This is a genomic window from Rhizobium sp. Root274 (genome assembly GCF_001429245.1).
Classification (GTDB): Bacteria; Pseudomonadota; Alphaproteobacteria; order Rhizobiales; family Rhizobiaceae; genus Allorhizobium.
In genome coordinates this window covers 1,189,735-1,206,727 of sequence record NZ_LMJE01000007.1, presented here as the reverse complement: position 1 = coordinate 1,206,727, position 16,993 = coordinate 1,189,735, and the positions used below count along the sequence as shown (strand labels likewise).

General features: G+C 62.8%; 16 protein-coding genes. 6 read left to right on the top strand and 10 right to left on the bottom strand.

Annotated features, from left to right (window positions below; genetic code table 11):
* Window positions 1–39: 39 nt before the first annotated feature.
* The 10 genes from ASE36_RS22625 to ASE36_RS14700 all read right to left on the bottom strand — a co-directional run bounded on the left by ASE36_RS22625 (window position 40) and on the right by ASE36_RS14700 (window position 11,757).
* Window positions 40–207 carry a hypothetical protein gene (locus ASE36_RS22625; RefSeq protein WP_156378657.1) on the bottom strand — a complete coding sequence of 56 codons (168 nt, stop codon included), beginning with the start codon at window positions 205–207 and terminating at the stop codon, window positions 40–42.
* Window positions 200–1,372, bottom strand: a complete 1,173-nt coding sequence (locus ASE36_RS14740; protein ID WP_082511087.1) for a phytoene/squalene synthase family protein — start codon at window positions 1,370–1,372, stop codon at window positions 200–202. Before ASE36_RS14740 ends, ASE36_RS22625 begins: the two co-directional genes overlap by 8 nt.
* On the bottom strand, window positions 1,369–2,937 hold the full coding sequence (locus ASE36_RS14735; RefSeq protein ID WP_062280909.1) for a phytoene desaturase: 1,569 nt from the start codon (window positions 2,935–2,937) through the stop codon (window positions 1,369–1,371). The genes ASE36_RS14740 and ASE36_RS14735 overlap by 4 nt, the downstream gene beginning before the upstream one ends.
* On the bottom strand, window positions 2,934–3,842 hold the full coding sequence (gene bchO, locus ASE36_RS14730; RefSeq protein ID WP_062280906.1) for an alpha/beta fold hydrolase BchO: 909 nt from the start codon (window positions 3,840–3,842) through the stop codon (window positions 2,934–2,936). The genes ASE36_RS14735 and bchO overlap by 4 nt, the downstream gene beginning before the upstream one ends.
* Window positions 3,839–5,731, bottom strand: a complete 1,893-nt coding sequence (locus tag ASE36_RS14725) for a VWA domain-containing protein (RefSeq protein WP_162244220.1) — start codon at window positions 5,729–5,731, stop codon at window positions 3,839–3,841. The genes bchO and ASE36_RS14725 overlap by 4 nt, the downstream gene beginning before the upstream one ends.
* The gene (gene bchI / locus ASE36_RS14720; RefSeq protein WP_062280900.1) at window positions 5,724–6,761 is read right to left on the bottom strand and encodes a magnesium chelatase ATPase subunit I; all 1,038 of its coding nucleotides are present in this window, start codon (window positions 6,759–6,761) and stop codon (window positions 5,724–5,726) included. Before bchI ends, ASE36_RS14725 begins: the two co-directional genes overlap by 8 nt.
* A 160-nt stretch (window positions 6,762–6,921) precedes the next feature.
* The gene (locus ASE36_RS14715) at window positions 6,922–10,167 is read right to left on the bottom strand and encodes an efflux RND transporter permease subunit (protein ID WP_062280897.1); all 3,246 of its coding nucleotides are present in this window, start codon (window positions 10,165–10,167) and stop codon (window positions 6,922–6,924) included.
* Entirely contained in the window at window positions 10,164–11,084 is a 921-nt protein-coding gene (locus tag ASE36_RS14710; RefSeq protein ID WP_244474752.1) for an efflux RND transporter periplasmic adaptor subunit, read from the bottom strand. The genes ASE36_RS14715 and ASE36_RS14710 overlap by 4 nt, the downstream gene beginning before the upstream one ends.
* Window positions 11,085–11,151: 67 nt before the next feature.
* Complete coding sequence (locus ASE36_RS14705) at window positions 11,152–11,352, bottom strand: DUF2892 domain-containing protein (protein ID WP_062280891.1); 201 nt, start codon at window positions 11,350–11,352, stop codon at window positions 11,152–11,154.
* A 108-nt stretch (window positions 11,353–11,460) separates the two neighbouring features.
* Window positions 11,461–11,757, bottom strand: coding sequence for an ArsR/SmtB family transcription factor (locus ASE36_RS14700; protein WP_413813656.1), 297 nt, complete (start codon window positions 11,755–11,757; stop codon window positions 11,461–11,463).
* 248 nt (window positions 11,758–12,005) lie between these two features.
* Between ASE36_RS14700 and ASE36_RS14695 the strand changes: the two genes are divergently transcribed.
* From ASE36_RS14695 to ASE36_RS14670, 6 genes are all read left to right on the top strand, one after another.
* Entirely contained in the window at window positions 12,006–13,064 is a 1,059-nt protein-coding gene (locus ASE36_RS14695; RefSeq protein WP_062280883.1) for an aromatic ring-hydroxylating dioxygenase subunit alpha, read from the top strand.
* Entirely contained in the window at window positions 13,045–13,809 is a 765-nt protein-coding gene (locus tag ASE36_RS14690; RefSeq protein WP_062280880.1) for a GntR family transcriptional regulator, read from the top strand. Before ASE36_RS14695 ends, ASE36_RS14690 begins: the two co-directional genes overlap by 20 nt.
* A 48-nt stretch (window positions 13,810–13,857) precedes the next feature.
* On the top strand, window positions 13,858–14,838 hold the full coding sequence (locus tag ASE36_RS14685) for a PDR/VanB family oxidoreductase (protein ID WP_062280877.1): 981 nt from the start codon (window positions 13,858–13,860) through the stop codon (window positions 14,836–14,838).
* 130 nt (window positions 14,839–14,968) lie between these two features.
* On the top strand, window positions 14,969–15,874 hold the full coding sequence (locus ASE36_RS14680) for a hypothetical protein (RefSeq protein WP_062280874.1): 906 nt from the start codon (window positions 14,969–14,971) through the stop codon (window positions 15,872–15,874).
* A 185-nt stretch (window positions 15,875–16,059) separates the two neighbouring features.
* Complete coding sequence (locus ASE36_RS14675; protein WP_062280871.1) at window positions 16,060–16,530, top strand: chemotaxis protein CheW; 471 nt, start codon at window positions 16,060–16,062, stop codon at window positions 16,528–16,530.
* Window positions 16,531–16,763: 233 nt separating this feature from the next.
* Complete coding sequence (locus tag ASE36_RS14670) at window positions 16,764–16,991, top strand: hypothetical protein (RefSeq protein ID WP_062280868.1); 228 nt, start codon at window positions 16,764–16,766, stop codon at window positions 16,989–16,991.
* Window positions 16,992–16,993 lie beyond the last annotated feature (2 nt).

Below are 16,993 nucleotides of genomic sequence, written 5' to 3'. Positions count from 1 at the left end.
CTCGGAGTTGCCGAAATTAATCAGCCTGGAAGGACTATTTCAGGGGCCTTCGGACCTGTTGTCGCTGTTCTCCGGCGGGCGATCCTTCTCTGCCTTCCGGGCTTTGGCATTCTCTTTCTTCAGGTCGCGCATCTGCCAGATGTAAAATGCAACGGCCAGTCCGAAGACGAAGAGGGCTTCGATCAACCCGAAATAATGCTCAAGCAAGGCTCGCCGCCTTCTCCCGGGCTGCGAGGCGGCGCAGGTCGCGCTCCTCTCTTGCCTGAGTCTGGAGCCGCAGGAGGATTGCGGTCAGCCGCCCGGCAGTGCCCTCGATTTGTTCAGCACTTGCACGCGGAGCGATTGTTGCCGCCGCTGCGCTCGCCAGGGAAACCAGGCGTGCGGAGGCGGGGTCTGCAGGGGATTGCATGGAGACCTGTCCTCCATTCGCCAGGTGGCAATCCGGACGGCGGGCCTTGACCAGGAGCGAGAGCTTGCGGGCAAGTGTCGTGCGCGCCCGATGCGTGATGCTGTCATAGCCGTTGGCGGCAATCGCCGTGCCGATTTCCTCATAGACCAGAGCGGCGGTCCGGATTGCGTGCTGGCAGGCGGGTGGAAGGGAGGCGATGCCAGCATGACCCAGGCGGTAATGACGATCTGCTTCGTGCAGCAGTTTCTTCACGACTTCGCCGAGCGCCGGAGAGAAACCGGGAACTCCGAGGAAAGCGTCGGGATCGATGCCGTGTTGGGAGAGCCAGTCGAGCGGCAGATAGAGCCGACCATTGCGCGCGTCTTCGCCGACGTCGCGGGCGATATTGGTGAGTTGCATCGCAAGACCAAGATCGGCTGCCCGCGCGAGGGCGGAACGATCGCTGACGCCCATGACGGCTGCCATCATCAGACCGACGCTTGCGGCGACACAGGTTGCATAACTCTTCAACTCGTCAAGCGTCTGATAGCGGCGCCCTTCCAGATCCATGGCGAAGCCGTCGAGCAGGGCCTCGACCACGGGCTTGGGAATGCCGTGTTCCTCGACGGCCCTGGCAAAGGCGCGGTCACAGGCAAAGGGGGCGGGATCGCCTGCATAGATTTGATCCAGTCGCTGGCGCAGCCGCTCCAGCGCCGGCAGCCCGCTTCTCGGCGCGTCGATTAGATCGTCGGAATGGCGGCAGAAGGCATAGAGCGCGCGGGCCGCTTGGCGGGTAGGGGAGGGCAACATCAGCGAGGCCAGATGAAAGGATTTGGAGCCACGGCGAATGGCGGCGGAGCAGGCCTTTCCGTCCTCTACCTCTCCGGAAAAGCCATAGTTCAGGATCACCGGTCGCCGGGCAAGCGGGCGGGCAAGGTGCCCACTTTCTCTGCCGACCTGGATTGAAATCTCGGACGCCGTCATGACGCTTGTCCTCTGGTCGCACCCTCAGCGCCTGTCACGAAGGTTTCAGGGGCCGGCACAAGGTCAGCAACGATGCGAGCGGACGAGATGACGCCCGGCAGCCCGGCGCCCGGATGCGTGCCCGCGCCACAGAGGTAGAGATTGTCCAGTTCCTCGCTCTTGTTGTGCGGCCGGAACCAGGCGCTCTGGAACAGTTTCGGCTCAAGCGCAAAGGCGGCGCCCTGCCAGGACAGCAGGCGGTCGCGAAAATCGAGCGGGGTCGCAAGCTGCGAGGAGACGATGTGGCGGGAGAGGCCCGGCAGCATGGTGTGCTCCAGGCGCTTTTCGATGCGTTGCCGGTAGCGTTCGGCTTCGACCGTCCAGTCGGCATCGCCGTCGAGATTGGGCACGGGGCTCAGCACGTAGAAGGCATCACAGCCTGCAGGCGCTAGCGTCGGGTCGCTTGCTGTCGGGCGGTGCAGATAGAGGCTGAAATCCTCCGCCAGCCGGCGCTTGCGGAAGATGTCGTCGAGCAGACCCTTGTAGCGAGGGCCGAAGATCATCGTGTGGTGCTTGACCTCGTCATAGCGGCGATTCGTGCCGAAGTACCAGACGAAGAGGCTCATGGAATAATCGCCTCGGCCGATCTTCGCGTCTGTCCAGCGGCGGCGCGGATAGGTTTTGAGCAGTTTGCCATAGGTGGTTGCCGGGTCGGCATTGGAGATCAAGATGTCGGCGGAGATGCGCTCGCCTGAGGCCAGACGCACGCCGGTGGCGCGGCGCCCCTGCGTTTCGATCTCGGTGACCGTTTCCTGCAGCCGGATCTGCCCGCCATTGCGGGTGACGAGGCTGGCGATCCCTCGCACGAGGGCGTTCGTTCCGCCGATCGCGTGATGCACGCCGTATTTGCCTTCCAGATGCGCGATCAGGCAATAGAAGGAGGTCGCGGAGAAAGGATTGCCGCCGATCAGCAGCGGGTGGAAGGAGAATAGTGTCCGGAGTTTGTCGCTGCGGAAATGACTGGAGACGACGGAGTAGACCGAGCGGTAGCCGCCGAGCTTGACCAGGCGTGCCAGGGTCTTTGCGGTGAACAACAGGCTGTGGAAGGGCTTGTGGGCCAATTGCTCGAAGGCCACTTCGTAGATGCGCCTGCTTTCGTCGAGAAAGCTGCGATAGCCCTGGACATCGCGCGGCTCGATCCTTGCGATCTGCGCCTCCATGGCGACCTTGTCACCGGAATAGTCAAAGATCGTCCCGTCGTCGAAGCGCACCCGGTAAAAAGGCGTGTTCGGTCTCAGGTCGACATCGTCCTCTAGCTTTCCGCCACAGTCGCGCCAGAGATTTTCGAACAGCCAGGGGGCCGTGATGATGGTCGGGCCGGCATCGAAGGTGAAGCCGTCCTGGCGATGGGCGTAGGCTCGTCCGCCCGGCTGGTCGAGCGGGTCGAGGATGGTGACGCGGTAGCCCTTGGCGCCGAGAAGCGCGCCGGTGGCGAGCCCTCCCACGCCGGCGCCGATGATGACGGCATGAGGCCGCATGTCGGCTGGTGGTCGCGGGGATAGGGGGAAGCGGCTGGAGATGTTCATGCTGCATCCACTCCGTTCGAACGTTGTTCCCCGATCGCCTCTTCAATCCACTCAACCACACGTTCCGCCTGGCACTCGTGCAGGAGATGACCGCCGTTTGCGCTTGAGACGAGGCGGCTGCCCTCCGCCAGCTTTGCCGCATGGGTCGAATTCTCTGGCGGCACCATGGGATCGTCCCGGGCGGCGATCAATGTCATGGGAAATGGCAGGCGGCGCAGCGTCGCGTCGAAACGGGATAGGTCCCAGGCCGCCATCATGCCAAGTGCGCCATGGACATGGCCCGACGAACCGAGCAGCATCCGGTAGATGGCCTTTCCGTCCTCGTCGATCCGCGATCCAGTGGCGGAGAGCAGGTTGCTGCCGAGCGGTGTCACGCGCGACAGCAGGGAAAACATGGAAGCGGAAAAAGGATTGGCGAACAGAGCCTTTGCCATCGGGGAAAACAGCGCGTTGCCACGGATGGGCAGATAGGCGCCGTTGATGCCGATGACATGACGGGGCAGGGTCGTCATTTGTCTGGCGGCAAGAGTGACGGCGATCGCCGCCCCTGCGGAATGGCCTATGATCACGGCCGGCCCCCGATGAAGCGTCGCCAGCAGATCAGACAGCGCCTGGACCATGCCGGGCAGGGAGAGGTCGGCATGGCCGCGCGGGCGTGTGAAGCCATGGCAGGGCAGGTCGGGAGCGACGACGCGAAACCGGTTCGATAATCGTGGCAGGAGGTGACGCCAGGAATGCGAGGCGGCACCCGTTCCGTGCAGCATCAGGATCATCGGGGCGTCTTGCGGACCGGCGATCTGAACATGCCAGTGATAGTCCGCAGTGCTGATGAACTGGCTCGCCGATCGGTTCGGCCAGTTGCGTCCGTCGGTTTCCCAGTCGAGCCATTCGCGTCGGCGGTTCATCGACTGGCCTCCCTCATGGAAGTGTCGACAAGGTCGGACATCCCTCTTGCTTCCGCTTGGCGCAGCAGGTGCAGGTCGGCTCCGAGTGCGCTGGCGAGGGCGGACACGCTGTCACGCGGACGCCGAGCGATGTCGATGCAGACGGTCTTTAGCCCGTTCGACTTGTAAAGACCGGCAAGGCGCGTCAGTTCTTCCGCAGCGCGGGCGCGATCAGGCGTTCCGTCAAGCGCAATATTGCCGCTGCCGTCGGTCAGAAGCACCAGTATGGGCGTGCTCCCGCGCCGCCTCACGGCAAGTGCAAGTTCCAGTCCCTTCTGCAGACCGGAGGCCAGCGGTGTCGGACCGCCGCCCGGCAGGGCCGCCAGTTTACGTTTGGCGGCGACCAGCGAGCGGGTCGGCGGCAAGAGCACATCCGCGCTCGTGCCGCGAAAGGCAATGAGCGCGACCTCGTCGCGCCGCACGTAACAGCGCGCCAGCAGATGTTCGATGGCGCCCTTGGTTTCGCCAAGGCGTTCCAGCGCGGTGGAGCCGGATGCGTCGACGACGAAGATGGCGGTGGAGGGGGCGGCATGACGCAGGCGCTGGTAGCGGAAATCGTCGCGGGTGACGTAGGCGCGGTGCGGGGCGGGGGGTGGGGCCGTCGCTGACGCCAGGCCGCCCGCCGCTGTGAGAGTGGCGGTTGCTCCGATATGCGCTCGTTGGGCGGCCCTCGTCCTCTGCCAGGGTGCTGCGGCGCGCAGCGTTGCCACGATATCGGGGCGTGCATCCGGATAGGGCGGTGAAAGACCGATGCCGAAGGGGCGACCGCGCCGGGCATTCTTGCGTTCGCTGCCGGACTTGCCGGAGCGTCCTTCCTGACGCGACGGGCGCTCGGAGGAAAGAAGCAGCGGGTTCCCCGAGAGAGCGCCGGCTTGCACAGCCGCGAGCAGTTCCGTCAGGGCGTCGAGGCGGGAAGGCGCAGGCTCGGCGCTTTTGTCTGCGGGTGGTGCTTCGGCATCCGGTGGTTCGGGCGGTGCAGGTGGCTGGTCCTCTGCGTCCGCCTGTGCTTGCGGTGGAGGCTCAGCACTGTCCGGTTCTGCTTGCTGGTCTTCTGAGGGTGGAGCAAGCCGTAGCCCTAGACAGAGGCGTAGCGCCGTCATCACGTCGGTGTCGCTGACCACATCTCGGCCGTCGATATGGGCAAGAATTTTGGCCACCTGAACGAGGTTGCGCAGGATGCGGAGCGAGCCGTGGCGGCTGGATTGCGCGAGGGCGCTCAGCGATGTCAGTGTCGCGTCACTGATGGTGATCGAGGTCCAGTTTATGCTTGGAAGCCGGGGTGGTGTGGTGAGCGATGCGGCTCCGGCCTTAGATCTCTCCGCCACGTGGTGCCAGGCGACAGCATGCAGGTCAACGCGCAGGGCAAGGCGATCGGCAATCGAAATCGGCAGGATGTGGTCGTCTTCGATCGACTCATCGAGAGCGAGAATGCACATCACGCCGTCTGCATTGCAATCCATGGCCGCCCCGACTGTGGCCGCGAGTGCGGCGTCGAGGCGTTCCGCCATCGGGATCAGCAGGAGGCTGTCCCTCGCACGCGAGAGGAGGCCGGGCTGGCGCACCAGCGTTCCCAGAGCTGCGGTGGCGGCGATATCGACGCCGCCGACGAGATTGCTGAGCGAGCTTCCTGGTGGTAGGCGCGTCCAGCGATCCTGTGACCCAAACATCGACCCGAGATGATCGAGAAAGGCGTCTCTGACGCCACCGGCCCGCGCCGTCAGCCAGATGCCGCCGATCCGGTGGCCTCCCCGGCGCATGACTTCAGCCGCAAGAAGCGCATCGGCCCATTGTTCGGCGCCGTGTTTCGCCAATGCCAGATCAAAGGCTTCGTGGGGGCCGAGTTCAGCCATGGCCGTAGCCGGCATCGACGGTGGCGAGCGCCCTCTCGATGCGTGGTGTGGAACCGGCGTCATCGAGCGGATCGCGGCGCAGACGGTGGCACAGCACCATAGGGGCGATCTCTGCGACGTCGTTCCAGGTGACGGTTGGGGTGCCGGACAGGGCGGCTGCCGCGCGGCAGGCGCGCATCAGGGTCAGTTCGCCGCGCATCCCGTCAATGCCAAGGCGCAGGCAAAGCTGCGACATGCGCATCACGACATTATCGGGGATTTCGACGTCGCGCAGGATCTTGCGGGCGGCAACGACCCGGTTGCCGATGGCGGCATCCCGCTTCGCCCAGCTCTTGCAGAAGGCCTCCGGATCGGTCTCGTAAGCATCGCGTCGCCGGATGACGTCAATGCGCTGCGGCAGGTCCTCGATGGTGCGGACTTCGACGGAGAGACCGAAACGGTCGAGCAATTGTGGGCGCAAATCGCCTTCTTCCGGATTGCCGGAGCCGACGAGGACGAAGCGGGCGGCGTGGCGGATGCTGAGACCTTCGCGCTCCACGACGTTGACGCCGGAAGCGGCTGCGTCGAGCAGGAGGTCGACAAGGTGGTCTTCGAGAAGGTTGACCTCATCGATGTAGAGAAAACCCCTATTCGCTGCTGCCAGCAGTCCCGGCTCGAAATGTTTTTCGCCTGCCACCAGCGCCTTTTCAATGTCGAGCGCGCCGCAGATCCGGTCTTCGGTTGCGCCGAGCGGCAGGTCGATCATCGGGGCGCGGCGTTTGGTGATCGGCGGGCGTTTGCCGTCACCATCCGGAGAACAGATTGGGCAGGCCGCTTGTGGCTCGGCTGGAAGGCAGTTGTAGCGACAACCGGTGCGGGTTTCGATGCGCGGCAGCAGTTCTGCAAGCGCCCGGACAGCCGTCGATTTGCCTGTGCCCCGGTCCCCGAAGATCAGCACTCCACCCAGCAGCGGCTCGACGGCCGCCATCAGCAGGGCCTTCTTCATATCCTCTTGCGCAACGATGGCGGCGAATGGAAACGGTTGAGCCAACGGATCTGCCTCAGCTTTGAGTGTCAACTAATATTTACACTTTTTTGAGGCATGTTGAAGAGGGGCGGATGAATTTATTGAAACCGTCCAGCCAAAACGTCCGCCGGACGCTTGGGCGCGGCATGGCCGCGCCCGCATGATAGCGCTTTGACTGTGTGTGTCAGGTCCGCAAGACACGGTAGATGGCGGGAATGACGAGAACGGTCAGCAGCGTGGAAGAGATCAGGCCGAAGAGCAGCGAGATGGCGAGCCCCTGGAAGATCGGGTCCGTCAGTATCACTGCCGCCCCGATGATCGCGGCGAGTGCGGTCAAGAGGATCGGCTTGAAGCGCACGGCACCGGCTTCGATCAGCACCTCCGTCAGGGTTCGACCTTCATGATCCGCATGGCGGATAAAATCGACGAGCAGAATGGAGTTGCGCACGATGATGCCCGCGAGCGCGATGAAGCCGATCATCGAGGTGGCCGAGAAAGGCGCGCCGAACAACCAGTGTCCGCCGAGGATGCCGATGAAGGTCAGCGGTACCGGCGTCAGGATGACCAGCGGGATCTTAAAGGAACCGAACTGGGCAACGACGAGGATGTAGATGCCCAGCAGCGCGACCATGAATGCGGCGCCCATGTCGCGGAACGTCACCCAGGTCACTTCCCATTCGCCATCCCAGAGCAGCGTCGGCTGGTCTTCAGTCTGGGGCTGGCCGTGCAGGGCGATGACGGGTTTGGGAAGCCCTGTCCAGTCCTGCGCATCGATCGCCTGCTGGACGGCGAGCATACCGTAAAGCGGTGCCTCGAAGCTGCCCGCCAGTTCTGCTGTCACCATCTCTGCATTCATGCCGTTGTGGCGGAAGATCGGCAGCTCCGTCATCTCGTCGGTGACACGGACGACATCGCCCAGCTCGACGACACCCTTGTCGCCGGGAAGAACATTGGCCGGCATCGGGGTCGACAGGTAGCGTTCATCGATCACCTTGTCCTTGCGCGGTCGCTCCAGACGGATCGGGATCGGGGGATGCCCATCGCCGCGATGGGAGTAGCCGATGGTCTTGCCGTTGCTCAGGATGGAGATGGTGTCGAATACGTCGCTTTCTTCAACCCGGTAGAACTCCGCGTCATCGGTCGAGACAGTCAGGCGCTTGCGCGGTGCCTCGACGCCATAGGAATTGTCGATGTCGACGATGAAGGGCACCGAACGGAAAGCGGTTTCCACCTTGGCAGCAACCGCACGCCGAATGGATGGGGTCGGGCCGTAGATCTCGGCCAGCAGGGTTGCCATGACTGGTGGACCCGGCGGCGGTTCAACGACCTTCAGGCTGGTGCCGTCAGGCACCTTGATCGCTTTGATCCGGTTGCGGATCTCCAGCGCGATCTGATGGCTGGTGCGATCGCGGTCGCCCTTGGGGGTCAGATTGATGGCAACGTCACCCTGATAGGATGCCGAGCGCATGTAGGATTGCCGCACGAGGCCGTTGAAGTTGTAGGGCGCTGCCGTCGCGGCATGGGTTTGCACGGATGTTACTTCCGGCAGGTCGAGCACGAGGCGCGCGACGGATTGAGCGACCGCGTCCGTCGCTTCCATGGTCGAGCCTTCGGGCAGGTCGATGCTGACCTGCAGTTCAGACTTGTTGTCGAAGGGCAGAAGCTTGACGGTCACATGCTTCGTGTAGAACAGCGACAGCGAACCGAGCGTGAGCAGGCCGACGACGGCAAGGAAGACCCAGCTGCGGGTCTTGCTGGCGAGGATTGGTCTTGCCACACTCGCATAGAGCCCGCCCAGCCGACCGCCGGTCTCGTGATCGGCACCATGTCCGTGAAGCGGCGCATTGCCGGCCACCTTCAGCATCAGCCAGGGCGTGACGATGACGGCGACGAAGAAGGAAAAAACCATCGCCGCCGAGGCATTGGCCGGAATGGGGCTCATATACGGGCCCATCATGCCGGAGACGAAGAGCATCGGCAGCAGTGCTGCAACCACGGTCAGAGTTGCGACGATGGTCGGGTTGCCGACCTCCGCGACCGCTTCGATGGCGCTGCGGCGGCGCGAGCGTTGGTCGCCCATGCCCCAATGGCGGGCGATGTTTTCGATGACCACAATGGCATCATCGACAAGGATGCCGATCGAGAAGATCAGGGCAAACAGCGAGACGCGATTGAGCGTGTAACCCATCAGCCACGAGGCGAAGAGGGTGAGAAGGATGGTGATTGGAATGACGATCGCCACGACCAGAGCTTCCCGGCGGCCAATCGCCAGCCAGACCAGCGCGATGATCGACACTGTCGCAAGGCCAAGGTGGTAGAGAAGCTCATTCGCCTTGTCGTTCGCGGTCTCACCGTAGTCGCGCGTGACTTCAACAGCCACTTCATCGGGGATCAGCTTGCCCTTCAAGGCCTCGACGCGTTGCATGACGGCTTCGGCGACGACCACGGCATTCGCGCCTGCCCGTTTGGCGATCGCGAGCGTCACGGCAGGTACCCGCTCGATCTTGTCACCGTCCTTGCTGAGCGAGGCGACGAGGGCGTCGCTGGTGTCGGTGGCGAAGGCGATCGTTGCCACGTCCCGAACATAGACGGGCCGGCCATCTCTGGCGGTGAGAAGGAGGTTGCCGATTTCGGCGGGGGTGGACAGTGTTTCGCCGGCCATGACGTCGATCTGCTGGCCGTTGGCCCGAACCTGACCTGCCGGCATCGCGGAATTGGCGCCGCTCACCTTGGCTGCGAGTTGCTGCAGGGTGATACCATGAAGCGCCAGGCGCTCCGGCTGCGGCGAGACGCGGAGAATTTCACTTGTTTCCCCAACCAGATAGGTCAGGCCGACATTGTCCACCTTCGCGATCTCGTTGCGCACTTCCCGCGCGATCCGCGTCAGGTCGTTCGACGAGATCCGGTCGCCCGCGCTGGGGACCGGCTGAAAGGTCAGGGTCGCAATCGCCACATCATCGATCCCACGGCCGACCACCTTCGGCTCAGCGATGCCGACGGGGATGCGGTCGATATTGGCGCGGACCTTGTCGTGAACCCGCAGCACTGCAGCATCCGGCGAAGTGCCGACGAGGAAGCGCGCGGTGACGACGACCTGATTGTCCATCGAGCGGGAATAGATGTGCTCGACGCCGTTGATGCTCTTAACGATGGTTTCAAGCGGCTCGGTGATCAGCTTCTCGGCATCGTCCGCTTTCAGTCCTGGTGCCTGGACGGTGATGTCGACCATCGGTACCGAGATCTGCGGCTCCTCCTCGCGCGGCAGCGACATCAGGGCGACCAAGCCGAAGGCCAAGGCCGCGATCAGAAAGAGGGGCGTGAGCGGGGATTTGATGAAGAAACGCGTGAGATTGCCGGCGATGCCGAGACCGGTCGTCGGTGCGTCATCGGCTGCGGAAGCGCCGGAATTATGCTTGATCGGATCGGTCATGGGGTCACCACGATGTCGCCTGCTGCGAGGCCGGAGAGAATCTCGACTGCCGTTTCTCCTTCGCCTTTCACCGGTTCGCCCGTCAGGACGGCGCGCTGTGCCGTGCCTTCACCCTCCTTGACCGTCACGAAATCGACCCCGGCATGGGTGGTGATGGCTGTCGCAGGCACCAGGATTGCCTGCCGCTCACCAACCGGCACCTCGACCAGGACGCGGCCGCCGACGAACTGCGTGTCGAGGTTTTCGACTTCGACGTCGGCTGTAACCCGCCCTCCTTGGATCAGAGGATAGATCTTTGCCAGCGTGCCGGTCAGGGGCTTGCCGGCCGCATCGATGTGGATTTTTGCACCCTGGCGCAAATCTGCTCCATGGCGCTCGGGAATGGCCAGACGCAGGAAGAAGCCGCCGCCAGCGACTTCGGCGATGGTCTCCCCAGCCATGATGACGGCGCCGGTGGTAGCTGGGACCGAAACGACTCGCCCGGACGCGGGAGCGATCACGGCACCTTCGGCGGACTGTTGCACGATGACCGACCGCTGGGCTTCAGCCGTGCCGATCTGGTTGACGATCACGTCCGCCTGGGTGCGCAACTGGTCGAGGCGTTGCGTGCTCGTCGCGCCGCTGCGAACCAGGCGCTCGGCGCGATCAAGTTCGGCCCGGGCATCCTTGAGAGACGCCTGAAGCCCAAGCAATTGGGCGTCGATCGCCTTGATCTGGAAGTCGAGCTTGTCGTCCTTGATTTCGGCGATCACGTCGCCGGCCTGAACGATGTCCCCTTCGGTCACCTTGACCGCCGTGAGACTGCCGCTCAGGCGGGCGCGGGCGGCCACGCTGTTGCGCGGCTGGATCTGGCCAAAGACAGCCTTCATTTCCGGAACGGTGACGGACTTGATCGTAATCTCTGCCGCCTCGGCCACCCCAACCGTGGTGGCCGAGAGGACGAGGGACAGCAGGACACGGGCGGTGGCATTCGTGAATGATACCTCAGAAGGCCTTGCCCGGTCGGACGCCGAGCTTGCGAAAGACAGCCGCTGCCGGGCAGAAGCCGGTAAAGGCGGACTGGATCAGGTTGAAGCCAATGAAGACTGTCAACCAGACGAATCCGGGATGGACGAAATGGGTCAGAAGCAGGGAGGTCAGGACCATGAAGCCTGCAAAGGCGAGAACGGCGCGATCGATCGACATAGAATTTCTCCGATATTGCGTATCTACGATAGTATGTATATATTGGTGAAATGAAAGTCAATGCTGGCGCTGTGTGATCCCATCATCATGTGCGCCAGCAGGGCAGCGTCAATCGGCGCAGGTGTCAGTCTTGCAGAAGCTCTCGTAGAGGGTGCCAATCACGGCGCGAGCCGGTGCGCTCTCGATGCGATACCAGATCGTCTGCCCGTCACGGCGTCCGGCAATGATCTTTTCCCGCCGTAGAAGGGCCAGATGCTGCGAAACCGTACTGTCGCGAATGCCGAGAAATTCGGCAAGCTGGCCCACCGAATGTTCACCATCGGCGAGGCGGCAGAGAATGAGCAGCCGATAACGGTTGGAGAGCGACTTCAGCAGTTCGCTCGCCATGTCGGCGCCGTTCTTCATGGATTCGGCATCTATCTTCATAGATACGAACATAAAGGTGGCTTCAGGATATTCAAGCCCCTCCTGATCCCGGGGCAGGGGCTTTCGTTCCGGCGGGGCGGCGCAAAACTCTTCCTCCAATGCGTAAGTATGTATACAGGATGTGCGTTTTTTGAGGGTATTCAGCAGCATTATCAGGATTTTTCTCGTATGATTTGACATTCTGTATACATCGTGGCTCACTGTCTTCATCTGAGGAGGAAGCAGATATGTCCAAACCCACATTCCCTTTGAATGCCTGGTACGCGGCGGCCTATGACGTCGAGCTGAAGCGCTCCCTGCTGGCCCGAACGATTTGTAACAAGCCGGTGGTACTCTATCGTAAGGAAAATGGGACCGCCGTGGCGCTGGCGGATGCCTGTTGGCACCGGCTGGTGCCTTTGTCGCTCGGCAGGCTCGAAGGCGACAACGTGATCTGTGGCTATCACGGGCTCGAATATGACGAGACCGGGCGCTGCGTCTACATGCCGTCGCAGGAGACCATCAATCCGTCGGCCTGCGTCAAATCCTATCCGATCGCCGAGAAGCATCGCTTCGTCTGGATCTGGCCGGGTGATCCGGCGCTTGCCGACCCCGCGCTCATCCCCGACATGCATTGGAACCAGGATCCGGACTGGGCCGCCGATGGCAAGCTGATCGAGGTGAAATGCGACTACCGCCTCGTGGTCGACAACCTGATGGACCTGACGCACGAAACCTTCGTGCATGGCTCGTCGATCGGCAACCGGGCCGTGGCAGAGGCACCTTTCGAGGCGAGCCATTCCGATCGCTTCGCCTATATCACCCGCTGGATGGAAGACATCGATCCGCCGCCCTTCTGGCGCAAGCAGTATGGCAAGCCGGGTCGCGTCGATCGCTGGCAGATCATTCGCTTCGAGGCGCCGTGCACTGTGACCATCGATGTCGGCGTTGCCGAAGCCGGGAGCGGTGCGCCGCAGGGGGATCGCTCGAAGGGCGTCAACGGTTACGTGCTCAACACGATCACGCCTTCGACGGACAAGACCTGTCTCTACTTCTGGGCCTTTGCCCGCAATTACGACCTGAAGAACCAGACCCGCACCCACGAACTGCGTGAGGGCGTTGCCGGCGTGTTCCGTGAGGACGAGGAAGTGCTGGAAGCACAGCAGCGGGCCATCGAGGCCAATCCGGATCATCAGTTCTACAATCTCAATATCGACGCCGGTTCGATGTGGGCGCGCAAGCTGATCGACCGGATGATCGAGGCCGAGCAGCAGCCGGCGCGCCTGCATGTCGCGGCGGCGGAGTGACAGGGTGCCAGTGACTGAGACAGCACCGAAACAGCAGACGCTGAAGGCCCTTTCGGGTCTTCGCGATCTGGTGCTGAAGGGTGAGATCGAGCCGGGCGACCGGTTGTCGGAAGTCGCACTTGCCGCACGGCTCAAGGTCTCCCGCACGCCGCTTCGGGCCGCCCTGCAAAAGCTCGAGCAGGAGGGGCTGGTCACACTCATCCCCTCCGGCGGCTATTCGGTTCGGTCTTTCACCCGGCAGGATGTGATTGACGCGATCGAGTTGCGCGGTGTGTTCGAGGGCACAGCCGCGAGGCTGGCTGCCGAACGGGGTGTTGCGCCGGCAAAGCTGAAGGCCATCACGGCCGTCGTCGAAACGCTCGATGGCGTGGTGACGACGGATCCGCTCGCCATGGATTTTCAGCGCTACGAGGCCTTGAACGGGCAGTTCCATACCTTGCTTGCCGATCTCTGCGGCAGCGAGGTCCTGCGGCGGGAGATCGAGCGCATGACGAGCCTGCCCTTCGCCAGCCCGAATGCCTTCGTCAACACCGAGATGGACGTGCCGACCTTCCACCGCAGTCTGCTAGTCGCGCAGGCGCAGCACAAGGCGATCGTGTCGGCCATCGCGCTTCGGGAAGGCGCGCGGGCGGAGGCGCTGGCCCGCGAACATGCGCGCCTTGCACGGCAGAACCTGGATTTCGTGCTGGAGGAACAGCCGGACCTGCGCGGCAAGGTGCTGGCGCTCGCATTGATGTCGGGCTGACCGCCGTTCCGGAGACGGCGGATTGAGAGACTTGGAGGAGGAGGATTTATGCAGTCGAAACTGGAATGGCGTCGGGCGGTGGTTACCGCCATCGAGACACCGGCGGAGGATGTGCGGGCCGTGACCTTTGCGGTCGATGGCCTAAGGGGCGGTTTCGATCCAGGCGCGCACACCAATATCAAGGTCATCATCCGGGGTGAACCGGCACTGCGCACCTATACGGTCATCCCGAGCGCGCCCGGCACGCTGAAAATCGCGGTGAAACTGCATCCCAACAGCCGCGGCGGCTCGGCCTTCGTGTGGCAGTTGCAGCCGGGCGACGAGACGGAAATGACCGAGCCGGAAAACCGATTCGAACTCTCCTGGCGGGCCTCGCATTATCTCCTTATTGCCGGTGGTATCGGGATCACGCCGATCTACGGCATGGCGCAGGCTCTTGCTCGGCGAGGGAAGTCGGTCGACCTGCTCTATGCAGCCCGCAGCCGGGGCCAGATGCCGTTTGTGGAGGAGCTGGAAAATCTGTCAGGCGTCGATCTGCAGACCTTCCTGCAGGACGAAGGACAGGTGCTGGACCTGAAGGCCGAGTTCGAGGCTCTGCCGCCGGAGGGCGAAGCCTATATCTGCGGCCCGCACGGCTTGCTGGAGGCGGCCCGGACTGTCTGGGAGGAGAGCGGACGACCGATGAGCCGGTTGAGGTTCGAAGTCTTCGGTGACAGCGGGCGCTACATCGAGCAGCCTTTCGAGGTGCAGGTCGCTGGCACCGGGCATCGCGTCAGCGTCCGGGCCGACGAGAGCATGCTCGATGCCTTGATGGAAGCCGGCGTCGACATGGTCTACGACTGTCGGCGCGGCGAATGCGGGTTGTGCGCGGTCAGCGTGGTCGAGGCGAGTGCCGCGATCGACCATCGCGACGTGTTCTTCTCGGCCGAGGAGCGCCACGCGGCCGCCAAGATGTGTGCCTGCGTCTCAAGGGTCTGCGGTGGAACGGTGGTGATCGATACGGGCTACCGGCGCGAGGAGGCGGCTTGACAGAGCGTGCTACCGTGCTGTTCCCGGGTTCTATTGGCACCTCCTGTTTGAGCGAGACTGCAAGAACTAGCAATCGACGCCGCCGGCGAATCGGCATGTTATGCCTCTCTCGAATGTAGGGAGTGGATTGATGCACGATGCGGCGGCGGTCGGAAGGCAAGGTCACCGCCCGATCCATCCTACTGTCGAACCGTATCTGACCTTGCCGGTCTGGCAGCAGGCGGTAAAGTTCTTGCAACAGGACGGTTTGAACCAGGCCATGCTGGGCTATTGCCAAAGCATGGCCGCACCCAACAGCTTCCGCTGGCCGGCGAACAAAATTTTTGCCCAGAAGATGCGGTACATCACCTGCTACATGCTGATCGGTCTTGAGACGCGCTTCCGCATGGGCCTCGGACCTTCACCCAGTATGACCGATCTCCAGGCCGTCGTGCCGGGCAGCCCGCGTCAGGTGAGCGATCTCATCGCCGGTTTGCGGATCGGCGGTTATGTCATTGCGGAACGCAATGCCTTAGACCGGCGGTCCGTTCAGTTGCGGGCGACCCCTCCGCTGGTCCAGGAGGTGGCGCGGTCTCCGCTGGCTTTTCTGGAGGCCTCTGAACGTCTCGAGCCAGAAGATGTTACCCTGGTAGAGAAGTTCCGGTCGGATGCAAACAGGATGGCGCGGCTCGTGGGGCATTCGGTGATGCGCTATCAGGAACAGGATGTCCTGTTCGCCCCCTTCGCCACCATCGTCGATTTCACCGGAAGAGACAGCGGCTACCTGATCCTCTGTGCCGTCATGGGCGCGTACCTCGCCGCCTGCACAGGGCAGTCCTGGGACCTTCCGGTCAGCTATGATGCCCTTGCTCAACGCTTTCAGGTCTCGCGGCAACATGTCGGCAATGTTCTCGCGCATGCTGCAGCGAGCGGTCTGTTCGTGACCCGTGCCGGTGTGGTGCAATCGGTGTCAGATGCCTTGCTCACCGAGTTTTCCACCTGGAGTGTCGGGCAGATGTCCCATTTCAGAACACTTGCTCTCGAAGCGCTTGCTTGAGGGTGCAGACTTCGGAAATTCGCCTAATACTGCAGTATTGGAGATCCAATTTAGAAATTCGTTAAGTGCTGGTGAGTAGAGTGGTCGCAGTTGCGCACCACCAAGAATCATCCGGCCGTGTGTCGAGTTGCCGGAGCCATCGATAGACAGGGAAGCGTCCCAAGCTTCCCGCGGGAGGACCCCAGATGAACACGACGTCGAATGCCGCAGATGCCCTCGAAATCATTGCTTTCCGTCTTCACCAACAGGAGTTCTGCGTCAAGACCACCTCCATCCGCGAAATTCGCGGCTGGGCGCCGGTCACGCCGATTCCCCATTCTCCCTACGAAGTTCTTGGCGTCATGAACCTGCGCGGCACGGTTATCCCGATCGTAGACCTTGCCGTGAAGCTCGGCATGCCGGCTGCACAGGCAACCGAGCGTAGCGCGGTGGTGGTGACCGAAGTCAACGGCATGACCGTTGGTCTGCTGGTTGATGGCGTCTCCGACATCCTGACTGTCGCTGGCAATACGCTTCAGCCGCTGCCGGCTGCAACCGGCCCCAGCGCTGCCTTTTCCGACGGCATCATCGCGCACGACAAGAGCATGATCTGCTTCCTCAGCCTGGAGCGGATGTTCGGTGAAGACGATCCGTCATCCTGGGGCATGGCCGCCTGATTCTGCCGGCTGGCGGCATGTCCGCCAGCCTTTGCCGCCCCTCGTCGTCGAGGTGCCACGCTTTTTTCAGCGTTCTTCGTCATACTTCATTTGCCATCGTCGACAAAAGAGCCGCCTCCGAATGAGCGGGCTCACGAAGAATTGCGACTTTTTAAAGATTTCGGGCGCAAATCTCCTCGTATGGCGCTTTCGCAATTCCCATCTTTGGCGCAGGATGATCTCGGAGGAATATCGTGGCTACGCAATCCCCGAATACCCAGACCGAAGAACTACTCGAGCGCCTCAAGGATGCGCTGGCCGGAACCCATGGCCGTGCGTTCTCGCCCGACGCCGTGCGCACGCTCGTGTCGCTCGAAGTGGCCGAGTGGAAGGACGACTGTCAGTCCAGTGGATCGACAGCCGAAACCCGGCGCGCAGAAGCGCCGCTCATCAATCACCGCATCCGGCTTTCCTCGGAATAAGG